Source organism: Flavobacterium sp. Leaf82 (assembly GCF_001422725.1).
Lineage (GTDB): Bacteria > Bacteroidota > Bacteroidia > Flavobacteriales > Flavobacteriaceae > Flavobacterium.
The window spans coordinates 44,643-65,964 of sequence record NZ_LMMA01000004.1 but is presented as its reverse complement, the minus strand read 5'-3'; the positions used below and the strand labels follow the sequence as shown (position 1 = coordinate 65,964).

The 21,322-nt window shown below is 33.9% G+C and carries 13 protein-coding genes; 5 read left to right on the top strand and 8 right to left on the bottom strand.

All coding sequences use genetic code 11. The features are described from left to right. Positions 1-158: 158 nt before the first annotated feature. The 4 genes from ASF10_RS05155 to ASF10_RS05140 all read right to left on the bottom strand — a co-directional run bounded on the left by ASF10_RS05155 (position 159) and on the right by ASF10_RS05140 (position 7,421). The gene (locus ASF10_RS05155; protein ID WP_056246460.1) at positions 159-2,330 is read right to left on the bottom strand and encodes an OmpA family protein; all 2,172 of its coding nucleotides are present in this window, start codon (positions 2,328-2,330) and stop codon (positions 159-161) included. Between the two features lie 10 nt (positions 2,331-2,340). Next, on the bottom strand, positions 2,341-3,276 hold the full coding sequence (locus ASF10_RS05150; RefSeq protein WP_056246294.1) for a type IX secretion system membrane protein PorP/SprF: 936 nt from the start codon (positions 3,274-3,276) through the stop codon (positions 2,341-2,343). Between the two features lie 32 nt (positions 3,277-3,308). Next, positions 3,309-5,936, bottom strand: a complete 2,628-nt coding sequence (locus tag ASF10_RS05145) for a gliding motility-associated C-terminal domain-containing protein (protein ID WP_056246291.1) — start codon at positions 5,934-5,936, stop codon at positions 3,309-3,311. Between the two features lie 159 nt (positions 5,937-6,095). After that, positions 6,096-7,421 (bottom strand): PDZ domain-containing protein, encoded by a 1,326-nt coding sequence (locus tag ASF10_RS05140; RefSeq protein WP_056246288.1) that lies wholly within the window; start codon positions 7,419-7,421, stop codon positions 6,096-6,098. Positions 7,422-7,543: 122 nt separating this feature from the next. Here ASF10_RS05140 and ASF10_RS05135 point away from each other — a divergent pair, with 122 nt between their 5' ends. From ASF10_RS05135 to lgt, 5 genes are all read left to right on the top strand, one after another. Further along, positions 7,544-8,740, top strand: coding sequence for a pyridoxal phosphate-dependent aminotransferase (locus ASF10_RS05135; protein ID WP_056246285.1), 1,197 nt, complete (start codon positions 7,544-7,546; stop codon positions 8,738-8,740). Positions 8,741-8,943: 203 nt separating this feature from the next. Beyond that, a complete protein-coding gene (folE, locus tag ASF10_RS05130; protein WP_056246282.1) occupies positions 8,944-9,615 on the top strand; it encodes a GTP cyclohydrolase I FolE in 672 nt (223 codons plus the stop codon). Between the two features lie 133 nt (positions 9,616-9,748). Next, the gene (cysS, locus tag ASF10_RS05125) at positions 9,749-11,227 is read left to right on the top strand and encodes a cysteine--tRNA ligase (RefSeq protein WP_056246280.1); all 1,479 of its coding nucleotides are present in this window, start codon (positions 9,749-9,751) and stop codon (positions 11,225-11,227) included. Positions 11,228-11,249: 22 nt separating this feature from the next. Further along, positions 11,250-11,489, top strand: coding sequence for a membrane protein insertion efficiency factor YidD (gene yidD, locus ASF10_RS05120; protein ID WP_056246277.1), 240 nt, complete (start codon positions 11,250-11,252; stop codon positions 11,487-11,489). Positions 11,490-11,552: 63 nt separating this feature from the next. Continuing rightward, positions 11,553-12,485: a prolipoprotein diacylglyceryl transferase gene (lgt, locus tag ASF10_RS05115; RefSeq protein WP_056246275.1), complete on the top strand. Its 933-nt coding sequence runs from the start codon at positions 11,553-11,555 to the stop codon at positions 12,483-12,485. 455 nt (positions 12,486-12,940) lie between these two features. On the opposite strand, the gene secDF is transcribed toward lgt, so the two are convergent. From secDF to asnB, 4 genes are all read right to left on the bottom strand, one after another. Further along, entirely contained in the window at positions 12,941-15,913 is a 2,973-nt protein-coding gene (gene secDF, locus ASF10_RS05110) for a protein translocase subunit SecDF (RefSeq protein ID WP_056246271.1), read from the bottom strand. 227 nt (positions 15,914-16,140) lie between these two features. Continuing rightward, a complete protein-coding gene (gene mdh / locus ASF10_RS05105; protein WP_056246268.1) occupies positions 16,141-17,076 on the bottom strand; it encodes a malate dehydrogenase in 936 nt (311 codons plus the stop codon). Positions 17,077-17,185: 109 nt separating this feature from the next. Beyond that, on the bottom strand, positions 17,186-19,126 hold the full coding sequence (gene gyrB / locus ASF10_RS05100) for a DNA topoisomerase (ATP-hydrolyzing) subunit B (protein ID WP_056246266.1): 1,941 nt from the start codon (positions 19,124-19,126) through the stop codon (positions 17,186-17,188). A 285-nt stretch (positions 19,127-19,411) separates the two neighbouring features. Continuing rightward, a complete protein-coding gene (gene asnB / locus ASF10_RS05095; protein WP_056246263.1) occupies positions 19,412-21,028 on the bottom strand; it encodes an asparagine synthase B in 1,617 nt (538 codons plus the stop codon). Positions 21,029-21,322: the final 294 nt, after the last annotated feature.

Genomic DNA, 21,322 nt, shown 5'->3' with positions numbered 1-21,322 from the left:
ATTATTATTTTTTAGATTGATTGTTATCTTATAAAGTTAAATAAAAAGATGCTAAAAAAAAGCTTCTTTCTTAAAATCTTACTTTAAAAAACAAACCCGACAGGTTTTTAAAAACACTGTCGGGTTTACTATTTTTGACTTTTATCTTCAATTTAATTTTAAAGATTCTTAATCACAAATTCAGATCTTCTGTTTAATTCGTGTTCTTCTTCTGAACAGGCATCGTCTGTCTTGCATTTTATAATCGGCACAGATTCTCCGTAACCTTTTGCCTGAACTCTTTTTGCATTAATTCCGGACTGGATGACAAACTCTCTGGTCGAATTGGCTCTTTTTTGAGATAAATCTTCGTTAAACTTCGCGTTTCCTCTGGAATCTGTATGTGATCCAATTTCGATAACCATATCCGGATATTTTTTCATTAGTTCTACAACACGTCCTAAAACAACTTTAGATTCTCTACGGATGTACCACATATTATAGTCAAAATAAATAGGATCAGTTTTTATAATAAGCCTGTCCTTGTCTCTTATAACATCTTTTTCATCAATTAAAATCTGTTTTATTTTTTCTTTTTTCTTGACTTCCGTAGCGGCAATTTCGGCTGCTTTTTCTTTCTTCTTGATTTCTGCCGCTACAATTTGATCTGCTTTCGCTTTTTTCTGCGCTTCTTTTAGGGTAATAACAGCCAGAGCTTCTCTTTCTTTTTTACGGGCAGTTTCAATTTCCTCTTCTTTCTTTTTAGTTTCAGCAATTTGTTGCTCTTCTTGCTTTATAACATCCAGAGATTTTAATGCCATCGAAGCATCATTGCTTGCATTTCTGGTTTTTCCTGAAGATAATGATCTTGATTCGCTGGTATATTTTTCTTTAGAAGCTAAAACGGTAAACGAATTTTCGCAAGCAACGGTAAAACTAAATTTTCCGTCAGCGGTTGTCGTAACCGTATTCAACGTTTTTTGATTTGAATCCTGCAATGTCACAATTGCATTTTCTAATGCTAATTTGGTATCAACATCTGTAATTATTCCTGCAATAAACTGTTTGCAATCTTCTACAATTAGTTCTTTAATTTCTTTAAACCAATAAATATCATCACTTCCTTTTCCGCTTTCACGATTCGATGCAAAAAAACCTTCTTTGGTTTCTGAATCGATATTAAAAGAGAAATCATCTAAATTGGAGTTTAATGGCAAACCTACATTTACAGGTTTTGTATATTCATTGCCGTTAATATCCGAAACAAAAACATCCAGCGATCCGTATCCCAAATGTCCATCTGAAGAAAAATAAAGCTTATTATCATCTGAAACAAAAGGAAATTGTTCTCTTTTATCTGTATTAATAATTGGTCCCAAATTTTTAGGCGTATCAAAAGCTCCTTTATTGATGTTTACAGAATAAATATCAAATGAACCGAATGTTCCCGGCATATCAGATGCAAAATACAAAACTTTCTCATCTGAACTTAAAGCAGGATGTTCTACTGAATAATTAGCACTATTAAAAGGAAGCGACGTTATATTAGTCCACTTTCCATCGACCAATTCTGCTTTAAAAATTTGAAGGTTTGAGATTTTTTTGTCGTCTGTTTTTTTGCTTCCTTTTTTAGAATTATTACGGGTAAAATAAATCGTTTTGCCATCTTTTGTAAAAACAGCATTCGATTCGTGCATTCCGGTTTTTAATTCTTTAGCAAAATAATGTCCCGTAGAATCCGCCGAATTAATATTTTTTAATGGAATTTCGACTAAATTTAAATACGTTTCATTGTCCCATTTGAACTTTTTATCAAACAATCCCGGCTTTAGTTTTACTCCTGCAAAAACTAAATTATCATGGTATTTAACTGCTCCAAATTCTGAATTTGGCGTGTTTATCGCCAGATTTTTAATATCAAATCGCTGCCCAATTGCCGATACATTTTCTAAAATTTTGATATTGTTTTCGAAATTGGCAACATCATCAGCATTTGCAGATTTTGAATAATATTCTTTTAAGGCAGCATTTGCATCGTCATAACTATTGCTTGCCTTTAAAGTCTGAGCATATCTGAAATAATAATTTCGATCTAAATCATTGCTATAGTTCTGAATCAAAAGCCTGTAATATCTTTGTGCTTTTATCAAATCATTGGTATAGAAATAAGAATCTGCGAGATTTTTGATTATTTCCTGCGATGGTTTCTTTTCGGCTAATTTTTCATAAAGAACAATTGCTTCGCTGTAATATGTTTTATCAAAAAATCGCTTGGCTCTTGCCAATTCGAGATCCTGTGCATTTATAAACTGTATTGAAAATACGAATATAATAACGAGTAGTTTTTTCATATTTTTCATTTTAGAAGAATCTTGGTGATTTATCATATCCTTTTCCTAATAAATCTAAATTAAAAAGCAGCATAATTTCATGTGTTCCGGAATTAAACTGCCCCATATTCGAAAGGGTATGATCATAAGCATAACCTACTCTAAGCGATGGTGTAACATTTATATTCATTAAAGCACTTACGGCATCATTTACCCGGTAAGCAGCACCAAGTTCAAATTTATTATTATACAAAACGTTTGCCGTAACATCTACAGAAATTGGTGCTCCGGCTACGTATTTTGACATAAATGCAGGTTTTAACTTGACCATATCATTGATTTGAAAAACATATCCGGCGGTTAAAAAAGTATGAATGTTCTCTGATCCGTAAGCATTGATTCCGGACTTTTCTTCGATATGTTTTGAACTCAATAAATTTGGAGCAGACAATCCTACATAAAAATTATCTCTAAAATAATACGCTCCTACTCCAATGTTTGGTTTGGTTACGTTTATATTTTCGGCGAAAGCCAAATCTGTATTTGCATTTCCACTCTCCAAAACAAAACCATTAAAATTGGTTTGCAACGAGGTAAATCCAGCTTTTAATCCTAATGAAAGTTTGTTTTTTCCTCCAAGATTTAAGACATAAGCAAAATCAGCATAAAAGTTATTTTCCTTTTTTGCGCCATCACCAATATCATCAGAGATTAATGAAAGTCCAACTTCGACTTTATCTGTCACGGCGGTATGACCAAAAAAGGTAAATGTTTTTGGTGCTCCTATCGCTCCAACCCATTGCGTTCTGTACAATCCTCCAAGATTTAACATAGCAGGAACTCCTGTAGCATACGCCGGATTTACAACACTCATATTATACATATAATGTGTGTATTCCGGATCTTGCTGCGCTGAAGCTGATGTTATATAGAAGAGAAAAGATATAAAAAGTATTATTTTTTTCATTTGAAAATTATATTAAATAATATAAAAAGGAATTATCTATTTAGGTAAAGTCGCCCTTGTTGCGCTTTTCTATTGTCTTTATTAAAATTGACAATATAAAAGTAGACTCCGTTTGGCGCTATTCCGTCTCCAAAACCTGCCGATTCAGAATTTCTTCCGTCCCAGTTGGGTTTATTTGCATTTCCTTTAAACATTACATTTCCATATCTGTTGAAGATTTCAATTGTATAATCGGGGTATAAATATTCGATATCCGGAATTTTGAAAGTATCGTTTACATTATCTCCATTTGGCGAAAATCCGTCAGGAATAAAAAAATCATATTGCGAGACATCACAATCAATTAAGGAAACTTTTACTTCAAGATTGGCATCAGATATACAATCTGTTACAGTCGAAAGATCAAATCCGTAATAAGTAGCATTATGAACAAGTAAAGATGTAGACGCTAATAAGTTTCCGTTGTTTTCAGCATCGTACCAGGCAACCGTTGAAGGTACATTGGTTGAATTTGATAAATCTGCAATCGTAGGATTTGCAAGACCGCAAAAATTTTGTCCGTCCTGATTTAAAGTTGGAGCCGGTGTATCATTTACTAAAACCGAAATCATTGTGGGCGCAGATGTACAATTTGAAGAGGAAGTTTCTCTTACATACAAATTTTCTGTTTTTAGAATATAAGTATCTGCCAGAGCCGTTACAGATGTTGCAGAATTATACCATTTATATTGAGAACCACGTGGTACTAAATTTGCTATCGATGCGCGCTCTACTTTGCAAAATTCCTGATCTCCGGCAACTGGTGCAGCCGGAATAGGATTTATTAAAAAGGTATCAAAGACATTATTTAAATTAACGTCGCAAGTTGTTATATTGTTTATTAAATTATTAGCTGTAATCGTTGTAGAACCTGTGTTAAGCAATAAACCTGCAGGAATCACAAAATTGGCGCTTCCGTTTGTAACAGCTAAAATAATCGTTTGTACTGTCGAAGAATTACTATCTGAAAGTGTGTACGAAAGTGTTGCATCTGTTAGATTTCCTAATCCGGAAACAACAGCTGAAACAGGATCATTTAAACAAAAATTATTTACCTGAACACTTACAGTTGCTGCATTGGGCAAAGGATTAATAATTAAATTGCCCTGAGCATTCGCAACATTGGTACAACCTGTAGCCGTATTGGTTATTTTAATAATCGTTATTGTCGATGTACCGCTATTTCTATTGACACTTGCCGGAATAACAAAAATCGAATTACCTCCCGTTACCTGAATATTGGCAGAAAGTCCTGTTGCAAAATTATCTCCGGTTACATTATAAATAATATCATAATTGCCATTTGCTAATTGTGATGCATTTGTAATTTGAACCCTTGAATTTTTATTCTGACAAACGGTTTCTGCAGTTAAAACTGCACCGTCTAAATGAGGCAATGCATTAATTTTTAAATCATCAGATAAATTATTGATAATATTTCTACAGGCTTGCTTTCCAGTCGTGGCAGCAATTCCGGTAACATTTATTATATAGGTACCTACTTGTTGAAAATAAGAAGATTTAACCGGAAAACTAACTACACCGTTTACAAAATTTGCAGTTACAGTTTCTAATCCTCCATTTGGTCCTGATACATTAAAAGTGATTTTATATTCTCCGTCAGGAACCAATTCTGGTCCTCGCGTAATTGTAGCCGAATATGTGGCTGTAGGAATCTTATCCTCGCATATATCAGACGATAATTCGATTTTTGCTCCTGTAAAATCAAGTCTTTTTTCGAGCGTAATGGTTATAGGTACGCTTTTATCAGGGCAAATTCTATTATCAGGAAAAGATCGAACTGTGTAGGTATAAATATAATCTCCGGGACCATTATTGTCAAATACTTCCTGAAGATTTATCTCATGATCTGTTAATGAAGTTAATCCAGTTCCATCCCACTCGCCTCCCAAATCTTCTCCGGCAAGTAAACTGTGCAGGTCTAAATTAGTATAAGCCCCTAAATCTGTATCTCCGCATAATACTAAATCAGTCGCTGTTCCGGGTTCTGGTGCTTTAAAAATCGTTACTGTTACAGTTACCGACGGCGGTATTGTTTCACAGGCAGGAACTGCAGGAACTGTATAAATAAAATCGAACGATCCTTGCATACCCGTAATTGGAATTACTGCATCTACAGATCCTCCTGAACTATTCTTCCAGCTTCCGTTTGAGTGTGGTCCCATTACAGTACTGTTAAATGCTGTAAAAAGGTTGAATGTGTTCTCAGAACTACATACTGTTGCAAAAGGAGCCGGAACTCCCGGATATGCACCTATTGTGATTGTAACGGTCGATTTATTATCTGTACATCCGGCAACAGCTGGAGCTGTATACGTATAATGATAAATTCCACCACTGCGTATAAGTTGTCCGTTTAAGATTCCCGTCGTAATGTCTAGTCCTCTTGATTTATTATCATCAGACCAGGTTCCGCCCGGAGTTGGTGTTCCGCCTAATAAGGAAAATAAGGATATTGATTGGTTTACAGAATTCTCAATATCACAAATTACTTTGCTTCCATCATTTCCCGCACATTGTGCAGACATTTGTGAAGGTAAAACCGATAAAAAAATAAAAAACAATACAAATTGTAAGAAATTAAAGTATTTTTTAACCATAAAGTGTTATTTTTTTATAAACATAATAAAATAATAACGTTCATTAAACAAAAAACATGATTTAATAGTTAAATTTTCACAAAACTCAAACATCTTTCAAAATAAATAGCAATAATGTGTCATTTACTTTAAAATTTTAAATTATTCTAGCTGAGCATTTTACAGCTCATCTTCAAGCTTAAATCTAAATTTTAAAATAAGACTATTTCGTTCAACTTCCAGGGTAATCCAAATGTCTTCTTCAGATTTTAAAAGGGCGTTTATTTGCTGCAAAGAATATTTATAAGGAACATTATTATTTATTCTAACAATAATATCTCCTTTTTGTAATCCGCATTTTTCAGCAGCTGAATTTTTGCGGATATTTACGATTTCATAAATTGGTTTTAATGAAAATTTATATTTAAAATTACCATCTTTTTTATCATTATACCCTGTTTCTTCAATTGTTGTAACGACTTTTACGGTTTCTAAATGAACGGTTTCCTGAACCCATTGAAGCCCGTTGTGCTGAATCGTGATTCCGCTTTTATTATAACTGAAAGGTTCTGAAAATTTATTGTTTTTTTTAAGATATAACATCTTATCTGCATAGTCTAAAACTACTGTAAACCGTTTTAAAACCTCTCCGCCAACAGAACCAATACGGTCCGGAACCATTTTTACGTTTTTAATGGAACTTGAATCCGGAAAGGAAACGATTGGTTTTTTAAAGTTAAATTCATCGATTAAAAAATTATCGATTTTAGCCCGATGTCCTTCAATATCTCCACTAAAACCTTTGCCCAGGAAGTCAGGAAAATTCTTTTTAGGCAATTTAATTTTATTATTTTCAAAAATCCAGAAAGCATCACTATTACCAACATCAATTAGTAATTTTGCCTCGACCCTAGTAGTATCAACAACAGCAGTTGTATAAATATAAGGTTTGGATCTTTCTATGGTTATTGGTATTGCTCTAAATTTTTTCTGAAGTCTTTTACGTGTTTCTTCATTATTGGCATGAACCACCAGTCTTTTTTTCTGGTAATTGATTTCAACAATATTATTTCTAAAAAATTTATAACCAATAATACCATTTACGGGAATACCAATATGAGACGACAGATTAAAATTCTGATCTAAAATAATATAAACCAACTGGCTGTTTGATTTTAAGCCATGGGTTTCTAAAATGTTGTTGGCAGATTTTAGTCCTTCTATCTCTTCTTCGCTTCCTAAACCTTTTAGTTTTATTTTTTCTACATTCTTAAAACTAACTTCCTGTTTTTCTTCCATACTAAACAAGATGGTTTCCTCGACACCGGAATCCAGCAAGAAATTAAGTTCGATACCGTTTACTTTAATAGGAATAAAAACAAGATTATTTATCAATTTAAAAGGAATTGTAACCTTCTTACTGTGGTTTTCGATCAAGAAATCGACTTGAGACATCATTGGCAAAGATGCCAAAAGCCCAAAAAACAACATGAAATATTTTTTCATTGATAATATTTTATGATAAAATTACTAAAAATATTGATAATTGTTACATTTTAATAAGTACCCGTAATGTTTACGTTAAATTCGAAAAAAAAATGCAAATTTGCACTTCAATAATTAAACTCATGCCAACAATTTCACTCAAAGGCAGAAACATGCCCGAATCTCCGATACGTAAACTTGCTCCTTTTGCAGATGCTGCAAAACAAAAAGGGAAAAAAGTGTATCACTTAAACATTGGTCAACCGGATATCAAGACACCCGAAGTGGCCATCGAGGCGGTAAAAAATATTGACAAAACTATTATCGAATACAGTCCGTCTGCCGGATATGAAAGTTATAGAAAAAAATTAGCTCAATTTTACCAACGTCAAAACGTAAATGTTAACTCAGAAGACATCATTATTACTACTGGTGGCTCTGAAGCCTTATTGTTTGCATTGGCCACAATTACAGATCCGGGAGATGAAATTATTATTCCGGAACCTTTTTATGCTAATTATCACGCCTTTGCCTCGTCTACGAGCGCAACTGTTGTTCCGGTAATTTCGACTATCGAAAGTGCCTTTGCTTTGCCAAGTATCGAAACTGTCGAAAAGTTGATTACGTCAAGAACAAAAGCAATATTGATTTGTAATCCCGGTAATCCAACTGGTTATTTATATTCTGAAGCCGAAATAAAACAATTAGCAGGTTTAATTAAAAAACATGATTTGTATTTAATTGCTGACGAGGTTTATCGTGAGTTTTTATACGATGGTGATGATGTTCACTATTCTGTGATGAATCTTGAAGATGTGCAACAAAACGTAATCATGGTCGATTCTGTTTCTAAACGTTACAGTATGTGTGGCGCAAGAATTGGTTGTCTGGTTACTAAAAATAAGGAGGTGCTGGCAACGGTTATGAAATTTGCACAGGCGCGTTTGAGTCCGCCTACAATTGAGCAAATTGCCTGCGAAGCTGCTATAGATACGCCGCAAAGTTATTTTGATGATGTAATTGCCGAATATAAAGGTCGCCGTGATACTCTGATTACCGAATTGAATAAAATTGAAGGTGTAATTGTTACCAAACCAAAAGGCGCTTTCTATTGCATTGCACAATTGCCAATCGATAATGCTGATGATTTTGCACAATGGCTTCTTGAAACTTATGATCTTAACGGCGAAACGGTTATGGTTGCTCCTGCTGCCGGATTTTATTCGACTCCGGGAATGGGACTTAATCAGGTCAGAATTGCTTATGTGCTAAATAAAAAAGATTTAGTAAGTGCCGTAAACATTTTAAAAGAAGCACTTTTGGTCTATAACAAAAAATAAAATACAAATAATAAAAGTTTTCAAAAAGACAATAACACGCTATGTTATTGTCTTTTGTATTTTAAAAAAACAGCATTTTGGTTTTAATTTAAATTATATCTAAAAACCATCAATTAAATAGTAAAAACCATAGAAAAGGTTTGCTTTTTATTAATTATCTTTACCGCCTTAAAAAGATATACCCATACTAATAGTAGTTTTTAATGATAAATAACGAAGATTTTTTAGACGAAACAGGAGACAATCATTTTAGCAGCAACGCTCAAAACCCTGTAAGACAGGATGCTTTTGACTTAAGTGATGATGAAAAAATAGAAAGAATAAAAAAAGATGTTGAAAGCATCCTACAGACTTTAGGTATGGATTTAACAGATGACAGCATTAAAGGTACTCCAAACCGAGTAGCAAAAATGTTTGTAAAGGAAATTTTTGGTGGTTTAAATCCTTCAAAACAACCAAAAGCGTCTACTTTTGATAATAATTATAAATACGGTGAAATGTTAGTCGAGAAAAACATTACCGTTTATTCTACCTGCGAACACCATTTACTACCAATTATAGGGCGCGCCCACGTTGCTTATATTTCGAGCGGAAGAGTTATTGGTTTATCAAAAATGAACCGAATCGTAGAATATTACGCAAAGAGACCTCAGGTTCAGGAGCGTTTGACTATGCAAATTGTTCAGGAATTACAAAAAGCTTTAGGTACTGAAGATGTTGCCTGCGTGATCGATGCCAAACACCTTTGTGTAAACTCAAGAGGTATTAAAGATATCGAAAGCAGCACTGTAACCTCTGAATTTGGTGGTAAATTTAAAGATCCTCAAACTAAAAGAGAATTTTTAGATTACATCAAGTTAGACACACAGTTTTAGTTTTTACACAAAATTTCTATTATATTTATGGCCTAGCCCTGATAGCAGCGACATCCTTTTATGGTGGGGTTCACCATAAAAGATATAGCGAATAGCAGGATTAGCTCCTAAAACATCAACAAACATTTATACAATGCCATTATATACAAATCAACATCTAAAAATATACAATTCACTTTCGGGTGAAAAAGAAAGTTTCAACCCTATTCATGAAGGAAATGTTGGAATGTATGTTTGCGGACCTACGGTTTATAGCAATGTACACTTAGGAAATGTTCGAACTTTTATGTCTTTTGATGTGATATTCAGGTATTTTTTACACCTGGATTACAAAGTACGTTATGTTCGAAATATTACAGATGTTGGACATATTGTAGATGATGTTGATGAAGGTGAAGATAAAATCGCTAAAAAAGCACGTTTAGAGCAATTAGAACCTATGGAGGTTGTACAGCGCTATACGGTAGATTTTCATGATATTTTGAAATCTTTTAACTTTTTACCGCCAAGTATTGAGCCTACAGCTACAGGACATATTATTGAACAAATCGAAATCATAAAAAAAATCATTGATACCGGAATTGGCTATGAAGCAAACGGATCTGTTTATTTTGATGTTGTAAAATATAATGAAACCAACAATTACGGCGTTTTAAGCGGTCGAAATATCGAAGATATGTTAGCCAATACCCGTGATCTTGATGGTCAGTCTGACAAAAGAAACCCGCAGGACTTTGCGCTTTGGAAAAAAGCAGAACCACAACATATCATGAGATGGCCTTCGCCGTGGAGTGACGGTTTTCCGGGATGGCATCTTGAATGTACTGCAATGAGTACCAAATATCTTGGGAATCATTTTGATATTCACGGTGGCGGAATGGATTTAAAATTCCCACATCACGAATGTGAAATCGCACAAAACGAAGCTTGTACAGGTCAGTCTCCGGTAAATTACTGGATGCATGCCAATATGCTTACTTTAAATGGTAAAAAAATGGCAAAATCTACTGGAAACAATATTCTTCCAGGAGAGATTTTAAGCGGAGACAATACTATTTTAAGCAAAGCTTTCTCTGCATCTGTAACTCGTTTTTTCATGTTACAGGCGCATTACAGAAGTATTCTGGATTTTTCTGACGATGCGATTGTTGCTGCCGAAAAAGGATATAAAAGATTAATGGAAGCTGTTGATGCTTTGCCGGGTATTTCTGCAAGCGCAACAAGTTCTATTGATATTGCGTCTTGGAAACAATTGTGCTACGATGCTATGAATGACGATTTTAATACGCCAATTTTAATCGCTCAACTATTCGAAGCTGTTCGTTATATCAATTTATTGAAAGAAGGAAAAGAAACGATTTCTGCCGAAGATTTAGCTTTATTTACAACTGCAATAAATGCTTTTGTATTTGATGTTTTGGGCTTAAGCGATGACAAAGGTGCCGATGCTAATAATGATAAATTAGAAGGTGTCGTAAACATGCTTATCGGAATGAGAAATCAAGCCAGAGCAGATAAAAATTTTGCTCTTTCTGACCAGATTCGTGATCAGTTGATTGCTTTGGGGATTCAGTTAAAAGACGGAAAAGAAGGCACAAGCTTTTCTATATAATCAATTCATTTTCTAATAAATCATGAAAGTAACTACTCCATTTGTTTTATTAGTTCGCTTTTATCAAACTGCAATTTCGCCTTTTACACCGGCAAGCTGCAGATTCGAACCTACGTGTTCGACTTACATGATTCAGGCATTGCAAACTCATGGATTACTGTATGGCGGATATCTGGGAATCAAACGAATTTTGAGTTGTAATCCATGGGGAAGAACCGGTTATGACCCTGTTCCTGAAAAGAAATGTTCACACAAACATTAACTTTATATAAACAGCTTCTTTGCTTTTAATATTTATTTTTACACACAAAAAACAATTTAAAATATGACACTTTCCTCAAATATCATTTGGAATCCTTCTGAAGGAATCGATTTAGGATTTTTTATGATTCGTTACTACAGTTTAATGTTCGTAATCGCTTTTGGTTTAGGCTGGTTCATAATGAAAAAGATTTTTGAACGCGAAAATGAATCACTAGAGAAATTAGATTCTTTATTTGTCTGGACTGTTTTAGCTACTTTGATAGGAGCACGTTTAGGACATGTTTTGTTCTATGACTGGGAATATTTTAGAAATCATTTACTTGAAATCTTTTTACCGGTTAGATTTGAACCAAAATTTGAGTTTACAGGTTTTCAGGGATTAGCAAGTCACGGAGCAGCAATTGCGATTATTGTTGCGATGTATTACTATAGTAAAATGATCTTAAAACGTCCTTTATTATGGATTTTAGACCGTGTTGTAATTCCGGTTGCAAGTGGCGCTATCTTTGTTCGTTTAGGGAACTTTTTTAATTCTGAAATCATAGGAAAAGCTACTGATTCAGCATTTGGAATCCGTTTTTTACACGATCAGTTCAGTAAATCAGAAGCTGTAAATGCAACACAAATCGCAGATCCAAAAGCAGCTTACACAGCAATTGCTACAGATCCTAAATTTGCTGATTTATTAGCTCAGGTGCCTTCAAAACATCCAACTCAATTATACGAAGGAATCGCTTATATTTTTGTTTTTGCAGTTCTTTTCTTTATGTACTGGAAAACAAATGCAAGACTTAAATCAGGATTATTATTTGGCTCTTTCCTTGTTCTTTTATTCGTAGTACGTTTTATAGTAGAATTTGTAAAAGAAAGTCAGGGAGGTTTTGAGAACGAATTAGGCATTTTCTCAACAGGACAATGGCTGAGTATTCCTTTTATCATTATTGGGCTATTCTTTGTTATTAGAGCACAAAGAAACCCATTATCTGAATCATAAAAAAAAGTATTCAAAATATAGAAAGCCCAATATCTTCACGATATTGGGCTTTTTCTTTATAGATAACATCTAACCTGTTTCGAAGTTTTTATTCTTAAATTGAATACTCTAAACCCGTAATTCAGGACTAATAATATATTGAATATCCTGATAAAGATATCATCAGAACAGTTCCTCGACGAGATTCTCCTTTGTTGAAATGACAATGATTGTGATGTTTTGTATAAAAACAAGCTGCCCACAATTTTGATTTCAACCTCTAAATGTAAATTAAATCAGCTTTCAAGATTGAACCTTTTACTATAACCAAAATAGAAAGCCTTAATAAACAAAACTAAATTATTACCTCCGTATTCCGTAAATTGGAGTTTAAAATTTAGAACTTATCATATTTTATAACATAAAAAAAAGATCCAACTTTCGCTGGATCTTTTTTAATTTATATAAACTTGCAATTATGCTTGTTTGTGTTTTTCTTCGATTGTATGTTTCTCATCACTTGAAATCGTATCAACCAATACTGGTGTAGCGATAAATAATGAAGAGTAAGTTCCTACAACAATACCTACTAACATCGCGAAGATAAATCCTCTGATAGATTCTCCACCAAAGATAAACATTGTCAATAATACAATGATCATCATTAATGACGTATTCAACGTTCTTGATAAAGTAGTATTAATAGAAGCATTTACGATATCTTCGAAAGTACCTTTACGGTTACCAATGATGAACTCTCTAACCCTGTCAAATACAATTACGGTATCATTCATAGAATAACCAATAACGGTAAGAATTGCAGCGATAAAGTGCTGATCCATTTCCATGTGGAAAGGCATGAATTTATAACATAAAGAGTAGATACCTAATACAAAGATAACGTCATGCGCTACAGCTGCGATCGCACCTAATGAATATTGCCATTTACGGAAAGATACCATTAAGTATAAGAAAATAGCCGCCATTGCACCAAGAACTGCCCAGTATGAGTTAGTTTTGATATCCTCAGAGATAGAAGCTCCAACTTTAGAAGCCTGTAATACACCAATTCTTTTACCATCAAATGAGTTGATGAATTTATCGTAAGTAGTGTTTGGGTAATACTTTTGCAAAGCAGCGTATAATTTTTGATTCACTTCTTCGTCGATAGCAACACCATCTTCTTTAATTTTATATTTTGTAGTGATTTTTAATTGATCATCATCACCTAAAATCTTAGCCTCAACCGGAGTTCCAAAAGCTGCAGATAATTCATCTGAAACTGTTGTAGCATCAATTGGTTTTTCGAATTTAACCTGGAAAGTTCTTCCTCCAACAAAATCAACACCTTCATCTAATCCGTTAACAAAGAAGATAGAAGTTAAACTTACTACAACTACAATAGAAGAGAAGATATAAGTGAATTTTTTGATTTTAATAAAGTCAAAGTGGAAATTAGTAAACCAGTTTTTAGTAATATTTGTAGAGAAAGTCAAATCAGCTTTTCCAGCAATATTTCTGTCGATAAAAATTCTAGCGATAAAAATTGATGTAAACATTGACGTTACAATACCAATAAGCAATGTTAATGCAAAACCTTTAATTGGTCCTGTTCCAAAAATAAACAAGATTGCTCCAGTTAAAACGTGTGTTACGTTCGCATCAATAATAGAACGCATTGCTCCATGCCATCCGTAAGATTCTGTAACTGCTTCAGCTAAAGATTTACCTTCACGCAATTCTTCTTTTGCTCTTTCAAATATAATAATATTCGCATCTACCGCCGTACCTAATGTAAGTACGATACCTGCAATACCTGGTAATGTTAATACAAAACCAAAACTTGCCATAATCCCGAATAAGAAAAGTAAGTTCAATAATAATGCAAGGTTAGCATACCAACCCGCTTTACCATAATAGAATACCATCCATAAACAAACTAATAAAAATCCTAATACAGATGAAATTGTACCTGCATCAATTGCAGCCTGACCTAAAGATGGTCCTACAACAGTTGATTGAACAATATCAGCAGAAGCCGGTAATTTACCTGCATTTAATACGTTAGCTAAATCTTTAGTTTCAGCAACATCAAAAGAACCTGTAATTTCAGATCTTCCACCAGCAATTGGTCCACTTGTAACACCAGGAGCAGAATAAACGATGTTATCCAAAACAATAGCAATATATCCTTTTTGAGAGAAAGCTCTACCTGTTAATTCTTCCCAAACTTTAGCACCCTGACTGTTCATTTGCATAGAAACAGCTGGTTTTCCTAATTGGTCAAAAGTATCTTTTGCATCAGTTACAACACCACCGCTCATTGCAGGAACGTTATCTCTGTTACCTTTTAAAGCATATAATTCTACAGCTTCAAGATCTTTTCCTTTTGCATCTTTTATAGTAGTTGGTTTACTCCAAACAAATTTTGCATTATGTTGGTCAGCAGCCAATAAAACTCTTATGTCTGCTCTTTTAAAATATGCGTTTACAGCAGCAGTATCTTTTGTTGCAAAATAACCTAAAACCGGTCCACCACCCTGACCTAACATTTTGTCAAATAACGGGTTGTTTCCTTTTTTAGTCTCAACTGAATCTTTAGCATCAGTTAATAAAGCATTCAATGAATCTTTAGCAACAGTTTTAGTTTCTGTTTTTTTGATTTCAGTCTTTTTCAAAGCTTCGTTAGAAGCAACTAAAAAGTTTCCAATTTCCTCAACTTTATAAGTTTCCCAGAACTCTAATTGAGCTTTTCCACCTAATAATTTTTTAATTCTATCAACATCCTTCGCACCTGGAAGCTCTACTAAGATTCTTCCTGTTTCTCCTAATTTTTGAATGTTTGGTTGTGTAACACCAAATTTGTCGATACGCTCTCTCAATACTTTGTAAGCACTTTCAACAGACTCATCAACTTTTCTTTTAATTACTTTTTGAACTTGCGAATCAGACATTTGAAAATCGATTCCACCTTCTCCTTGTAAACTTCTGTTTGCAAAAATATCAGGTGAAGCTAATTTCACTGTTCCGTTTGAATTCGCTTCAAAAGCTTCAAAAAACTTATTTAAATAGGTTTTGTTTCCTTCTAAATTTGCAGATGCATCAGCTAATGATTTATTAAATACCGGATTTTTAGAATTGTTAGCTAAACCTTTCAAAACATCTTTAATAGAAATTTGAAGAATCACGTTGATTCCTCCTTCTAAGTCAAGACCTTTATTAAGTTGTTTGTTTTTTACTTCGTTATAAGTAAAATCCGAAAAACCAAGGTTTAACACTTTTTCTTTACCAATAGAATCTAAATATTTTAATTCCTTGTCAGGATTATCTCCTGCAAAAGCTTTAGCTTCACTTTTGACGTTATTTGCCACAAAAGTGAAAGAAAGTTGGTAAATACTTACCAATGCAAATAGAATTGCGAAAAATTTAATAAGTCCTTTATTCTGCATTATTACTAAAAATTAATTATGTTTTATTGTTTGTTTTTGTTTTAAAGTCCCATAAAATAAGTCCTGACATGAGTTTTTAAAACTAAAAAATCGAGATCACGAATTACCACATTTTTTTTAAACCGAGCAAATATATAATTAACGAAAAGATTAACCAATTTATTTATTAATTAATCTTAAAAAAAAGACTGCAAAAGTGCAGTCTTTTCCTTTTTTTTCGAAAATCCTTATACTAAAATCGATTTTAGAGCATCATTCATGCCTCTAACCGCATCTGCACTTTTAGCAAATAAAGCTTTTTCCTGGTCATTTAATTTGATGTCTAAAATTTCTTCTACTCCGTTTTTACCAATTATACACGGTACACCTATACATATATCATTTTGCCCGTATTCTCCTTCAACAAAAACAGAACATGCAATCATTTTCTTCTGATCGTTTAAAATACTATCTACAAGGAAAGCAACAGAAGCTCCTGGCGCATACCATGCTGATGTTCCTAAAAGACCTGTAAGGGTAGCTCCGCCAACCATTGTATCAGCAGCTACTTTTTGCAATACTTCTTCTGAAAGAAATTCTGTTACCGGAATTCCGTTATAAGACGCCAAACGAGTTAAAGGAATCATAGTCGTATCACCATGACCACCAATAACCATTGCTGAGATATCATTTGCAGGTTTATCTAAAGCCAAAGAAAGATACGTTCTGAAACGAGAACTATCTAACGCTCCACCCATACCAATAATTCTGTTTTTTGGTAATCCGGTAGATTTCAAAGCTAAATAGGTCATAGTATCCATTGGATTAGAAACTACAACAATTATAGTATTTGGAGAAAATTTCAATACATTTTCAGCAACTGTTTTTACAATTCCTGCGTTTATACCAATCAATTCTTCACGAGTCATTCCTGGTTTTCTTGGAATTCCTGATGTAATTACTACTACATCACTTCCAGCGGTTTTAGAATAATCGTTGGTTACGCCAGATACTTTGGTATTAAAACCTGTATTTGTCGCACATTGCATAATATCCAACGCTTTCCCTTCGGCAAAACCTTCTTTAATATCCAACAACACTACTTCGCTTGCAATTCCTCTATAAGAAATAACATCTGCACATGTAGCTCCAACATTTCCTGCTCCTACAATGGTAACTTTCATATTTTATACTTTATCGGTTATTAATTAATTTGTTTGTTTGATAAATTGACAATTCGTTTAATCGTCTAAGTAAATTTAAACAATTAAACGAATTGACGATTAAAATTTATTATGCATCGATATTAGCGTAAACTGCATTTTTCTCGATAAATTCTCTACGTGGCGGTACTTCATCTCCCATTAACATTGAGAAAACTCTATCTGCTTCAGCCAGACTATCAATAGTTACCTGACGTAAAGTTCTAAAGCTTGGATCCATTGTGGTTTCCCATAATTGCTCCGCGTTCATCTCTCCAAGACCTTTATAACGTTGGATACCTGCACTTCCTCCCATTCTTTCGTTTGCCTGATCGCGTTGAACATCATTCCAGGCATACTCTTTTTTATTTCCTTTTTTAACTAAGTATAAAGGTGGAGCTGCGATATAAACGTGACCTTCTTCGATCAGTTCTTTCATGAAACGGAAGAAGAACGTTAATATTAAGGTAGAAATGTGACTACCATCGACATCGGCATCACACATGATGATTACTTTATGATATCTTAGTTTTTCAAGATTTAAGGCTTTACTATCTTCTGCAGTTCCAACGGTAACTCCTAAAGCGGTAAAGATGTTACGAATCTCTTCGTTTTCGAATACTTTATGGTGCATCGCTTTCTCAACATTCAAAATCTTACCACGTAATGGCAAAATCGCCTGAAAGTTACGATCACGACCTTGTTTTGCTGTTCCACCAGCCGAATCTCCCTCGACAAGGTAAACTTCACATCTTGCAGGATCCTGCTCAGAACAATCTGAAAGTTTTCCTGGTAATCCACCACCGCCCATAACGGTTTTACGCTGTACCATTTCACGCGCTTTTTTAGCAGCGTGACGTGCTTGTGCAGCAAGAATTACTTTTTGGATAATGATTCGGGCATCATTTGGATTTTCTTCCAAATAATTTTCTAACATTTCTCCAACAGCCTGAGAAACCGGAGAAACTACTTCTCTGTTTCCTAATTTTGTTTTGGTTTGTCCTTCGAATTGTGGCTCAGCAACTTTTACCGAAATAATAGCTGTTAATCCCTCACGGAAGTCATCTCCCGCAATTTCGAATTTCAATTTATCCAACATTCCGGATGCATCGGCGTATTTTTTAAGGGTTCTTGTTAAACCACTTCTAAAACCTTGTAAATGCGTTCCTCCTTCGTGTGTGTTGATATTATTTACATATGAGAAAATATTCTCTGTATAACTTGTATTGTAAATCAAGGCAACCTCAACCGGAATCTCCCCTTTTTCATTATCCATGCTGATTACATGAGAAATAATAGGCTCACGGTTACCATCTAAATAACGAATATATTCTTTAAGACCTTCGTCTGAATGGAAAACTTCAACTTTAAATTCGCCTTTTTCATCTACTTCTCTTTTATCAGTAAACGTGATTGTAATTCCTTTATTCAGGAAAGAAAGCTCACGCATACGAGCTGACAAAGTATCATAAGAAAATTCTATAGTCTGAGTAAAAATAGTATCATCAGGATAAAAAGTCTGACGTGTACCTCTTTTATCTGTTTCTCCAATTTGTTTAACAGGATAAATTGCTTTACCTCTTTCGTATTCTTGTTCATAGATTTTACCATCTCTAAAAACAGTAGATTTCATATGAACCGAAAGTGCATTTACAACTGAAACCCCAACACCGTGTAAACCTCCTGAAACTTTATAAGAATCTTTATCGAATTTACCTCCGGCACCAATCTTAGTCATTACTACTTCAAGTGCCGAAACACCTTCTTTTTTATGTAAATCAACTGGAATACCACGACCGTTATCTTCAACTGTTACTGAACCGTCTTCGTTGATTGCAACACCAATGGTATCACAATGTCCTCCCATCGCCTCATCAATAGAGTTATCAACAACCTCATAAACCAAATGATGTAGCCCTCGAACTCCCACATCTCCAATATACATCGATGGACGCATTCTTACGTGCTCCATTCCTTCTAATGCCTGAATACTATCTGCTGAATAATTGTTCTTCTTGATTTCTTCGCTCATATAATTTATTCTAAAAAATGTAATTATTGTCTAACACGCAAATATATAAAAACGCAAATTATATATCCGTTAAAATACGACTTAAAGCACTTAAGTTATTAACACTATTGTGCAAAAAAACATAAAAAACGACAAAAGCCAACTTTAAATTCTAATTTTCACAAATTCCAAATTCAAAAAATAGAAATAACATAAAAAAATCCGAAACCAACACTTGAAATGTAGTTTCGGACTTCTGTTATTTGACTCTAAATTATAATTTTAGAATTTATTTTTTTTGAATTTCTAAACTGTTACTCCGGCTTTTGATATTTCTATATCTGCTTTTACGTGAGCAGCATTCGCTCTTCCGCTTGGATCCTGGTTTTCCTGCCATTTTGGTATCCATTTTCGAACTGTTTGCGCAGCGCTGACTTGTGGATAAAATTTATGGAATATGGATCTGTATAAATAAGCTTCTTTTGTAGTTGGCGAATTATAAGGGAATTCAGTGCTTGCTCCGGCTAATTGCTCGTCCGAAACTTGTCCCGCACAATATTCAATCAATTCATCTACCCAATTGTATCCTACACCATCAGAAAACTGTTCTTTTTGTCTCCATAAAATTTCTGCTGGTAAATATGGTTTATCAGGCGTATCAAATGCTTTTCTTAAAATGTATTTCTCGACATTATCGTATGTTTTTGGCTGTTTTTCTTCTGTTTTAATTCGAATTGAAACATCTAAAAACTCTTTGTCCAAAAACGGAATCCTTGCTTCTAATCCGTGTGCCATTGTTGTTTTATCGGCACGCAATAAATCGGCAGTAAATAATTTCTGCACTCTTTCGATCGTTTCATCCTGAAATTCCTCTGCAGAAGGTGCATTTCTAAAATACAAATGACCTCCAAAAACTTCATCTGCGCCTTCACCGGAAAGAATTACTTTAACACCCTGATCTGCGATTGCTTTTGCTAACAAATACATTGGAACTCCTGATCTTACCGAAATAATATCGTAAGTCTCAATATGATAGATTACTTTTTCTAAAATAGCAACACCTTCTTCTACTGTAAAATGTATTTCGTGATGTTCTGTTTCTAAAAATTCAGCTGCTTTTCTTGCTGCAATATTATCCGGTGAATCTGCATCTAAACCTATAGAAAAAGATTTTAGCTTTTTACCGTTTTCTTTTAATAATCGAGCCGCAATTGCAGATGTTAATGACGAATCTAAACCTCCTGAAAGTAAGACCCCAACCGGAACTTCGCTCATTAAACGTTTACGCGTTGCATTGATTAACGATTCCCGAACAAGATCCAGATCTAACGATTTATTAGCATTAGAATGATCTTCATATTCCGGATTATAATATTTTACGAATCCTGTTTTTCCTGTATAATAATGTCCCGGAGGAAAAGTCGAAAATGATTTACATTGATCTGCAATAGATTTCATTTCTGACGAAAAATAAATCCTGCCTCTTTCGTCAAGTCCGTAATACAAAGGCTTAACACCAACTGCATCTCTTGCCGCAATATAATTGTCTCCATCGACAATCACAAAAGCAAAATCTCCATCGAGCATATTACAAAACTTATATCCAAATTCTTCGTACAAATGCACGATTACTTCAGAATCTGATTTTGTTCTAAAAGTGTGATCTTTTAAAACGGTGTCTTTTAATTCCTGATAATTATAAATTTCTCCATCATGTACCATCCAGGCTTTACCAGTTCCCTGAATAGGCTGTTTGCCTGATTTCAAATCGATAATCGACAAACTTTCATGGCAAATAATGCTGCCATTTTCCATAATATGTAAATCACTCTCATCGGGACCACGATGCGACATTCTTGTAGAAAGCTCTTTTACGAGTTGCGGGTCTTTTCCTTTACCAATAACGGCCAATAATCCAGACATACTATTCTATTTTTTTATTTATTATATTTTTTTACTTACAGCTATAAAAAGCTTTCTAAGTATAAAAATCTATTATATTATTCTAATTTTGAGCTAAACCAAATACAAACCTACTCTTTTCTGTACTTAAACAGCTACAATATAAGCGGTTTAATTTTATTTCGGGCGAATGCCAAATATAAAAAAGAAACTTAAATAATTATCTTCAAGTGGCTGAAATAATAGAATTTAACATTATTAGACAAGAAAAACGCTCTCAGGATTGAGAACGTCTTTCAAGAAATATAATATATA

What these genes read in the sequence shown, in the direction of transcription:
- ASF10_RS05155 (WP_056246460.1), bottom strand. Translation starts at nt 2,330, where the DNA reads ATGAAAAAACTACTCGTTATTATATTCGTATTTTCAATACAGTTTATA.
- ASF10_RS05150 (WP_056246294.1), bottom strand. Translation starts at nt 3,276, where the DNA reads ATGAAAAAAATAATACTTTTTATATCTTTTCTCTTCTATATAACATCA.
- ASF10_RS05145 (WP_056246291.1), bottom strand. Translation starts at nt 5,936, where the DNA reads ATGGTTAAAAAATACTTTAATTTCTTACAATTTGTATTGTTTTTTATT.
- ASF10_RS05140 (WP_056246288.1), bottom strand. Translation starts at nt 7,421, where the DNA reads ATGAAAAAATATTTCATGTTGTTTTTTGGGCTTTTGGCATCTTTGCCA.
- ASF10_RS05135 (WP_056246285.1), top strand. Translation starts at nt 7,544, where the DNA reads ATGCCAACAATTTCACTCAAAGGCAGAAACATGCCCGAATCTCCGATA.
- folE (WP_056246282.1), top strand. Translation starts at nt 8,944, where the DNA reads ATGATAAATAACGAAGATTTTTTAGACGAAACAGGAGACAATCATTTT.
- cysS (WP_056246280.1), top strand. Translation starts at nt 9,749, where the DNA reads ATGCCATTATATACAAATCAACATCTAAAAATATACAATTCACTTTCG.
- yidD (WP_056246277.1), top strand. Translation starts at nt 11,250, where the DNA reads ATGAAAGTAACTACTCCATTTGTTTTATTAGTTCGCTTTTATCAAACT.
- lgt (WP_056246275.1), top strand. Translation starts at nt 11,553, where the DNA reads ATGACACTTTCCTCAAATATCATTTGGAATCCTTCTGAAGGAATCGAT.
- secDF (WP_056246271.1), bottom strand. Translation starts at nt 15,913, where the DNA reads ATGCAGAATAAAGGACTTATTAAATTTTTCGCAATTCTATTTGCATTG.
- mdh (WP_056246268.1), bottom strand. Translation starts at nt 17,076, where the DNA reads ATGAAAGTTACCATTGTAGGAGCAGGAAATGTTGGAGCTACATGTGCA.
- gyrB (WP_056246266.1), bottom strand. Translation starts at nt 19,126, where the DNA reads ATGAGCGAAGAAATCAAGAAGAACAATTATTCAGCAGATAGTATTCAG.
- asnB (WP_056246263.1), bottom strand. Translation starts at nt 21,028, where the DNA reads ATGTCTGGATTATTGGCCGTTATTGGTAAAGGAAAAGACCCGCAACTC.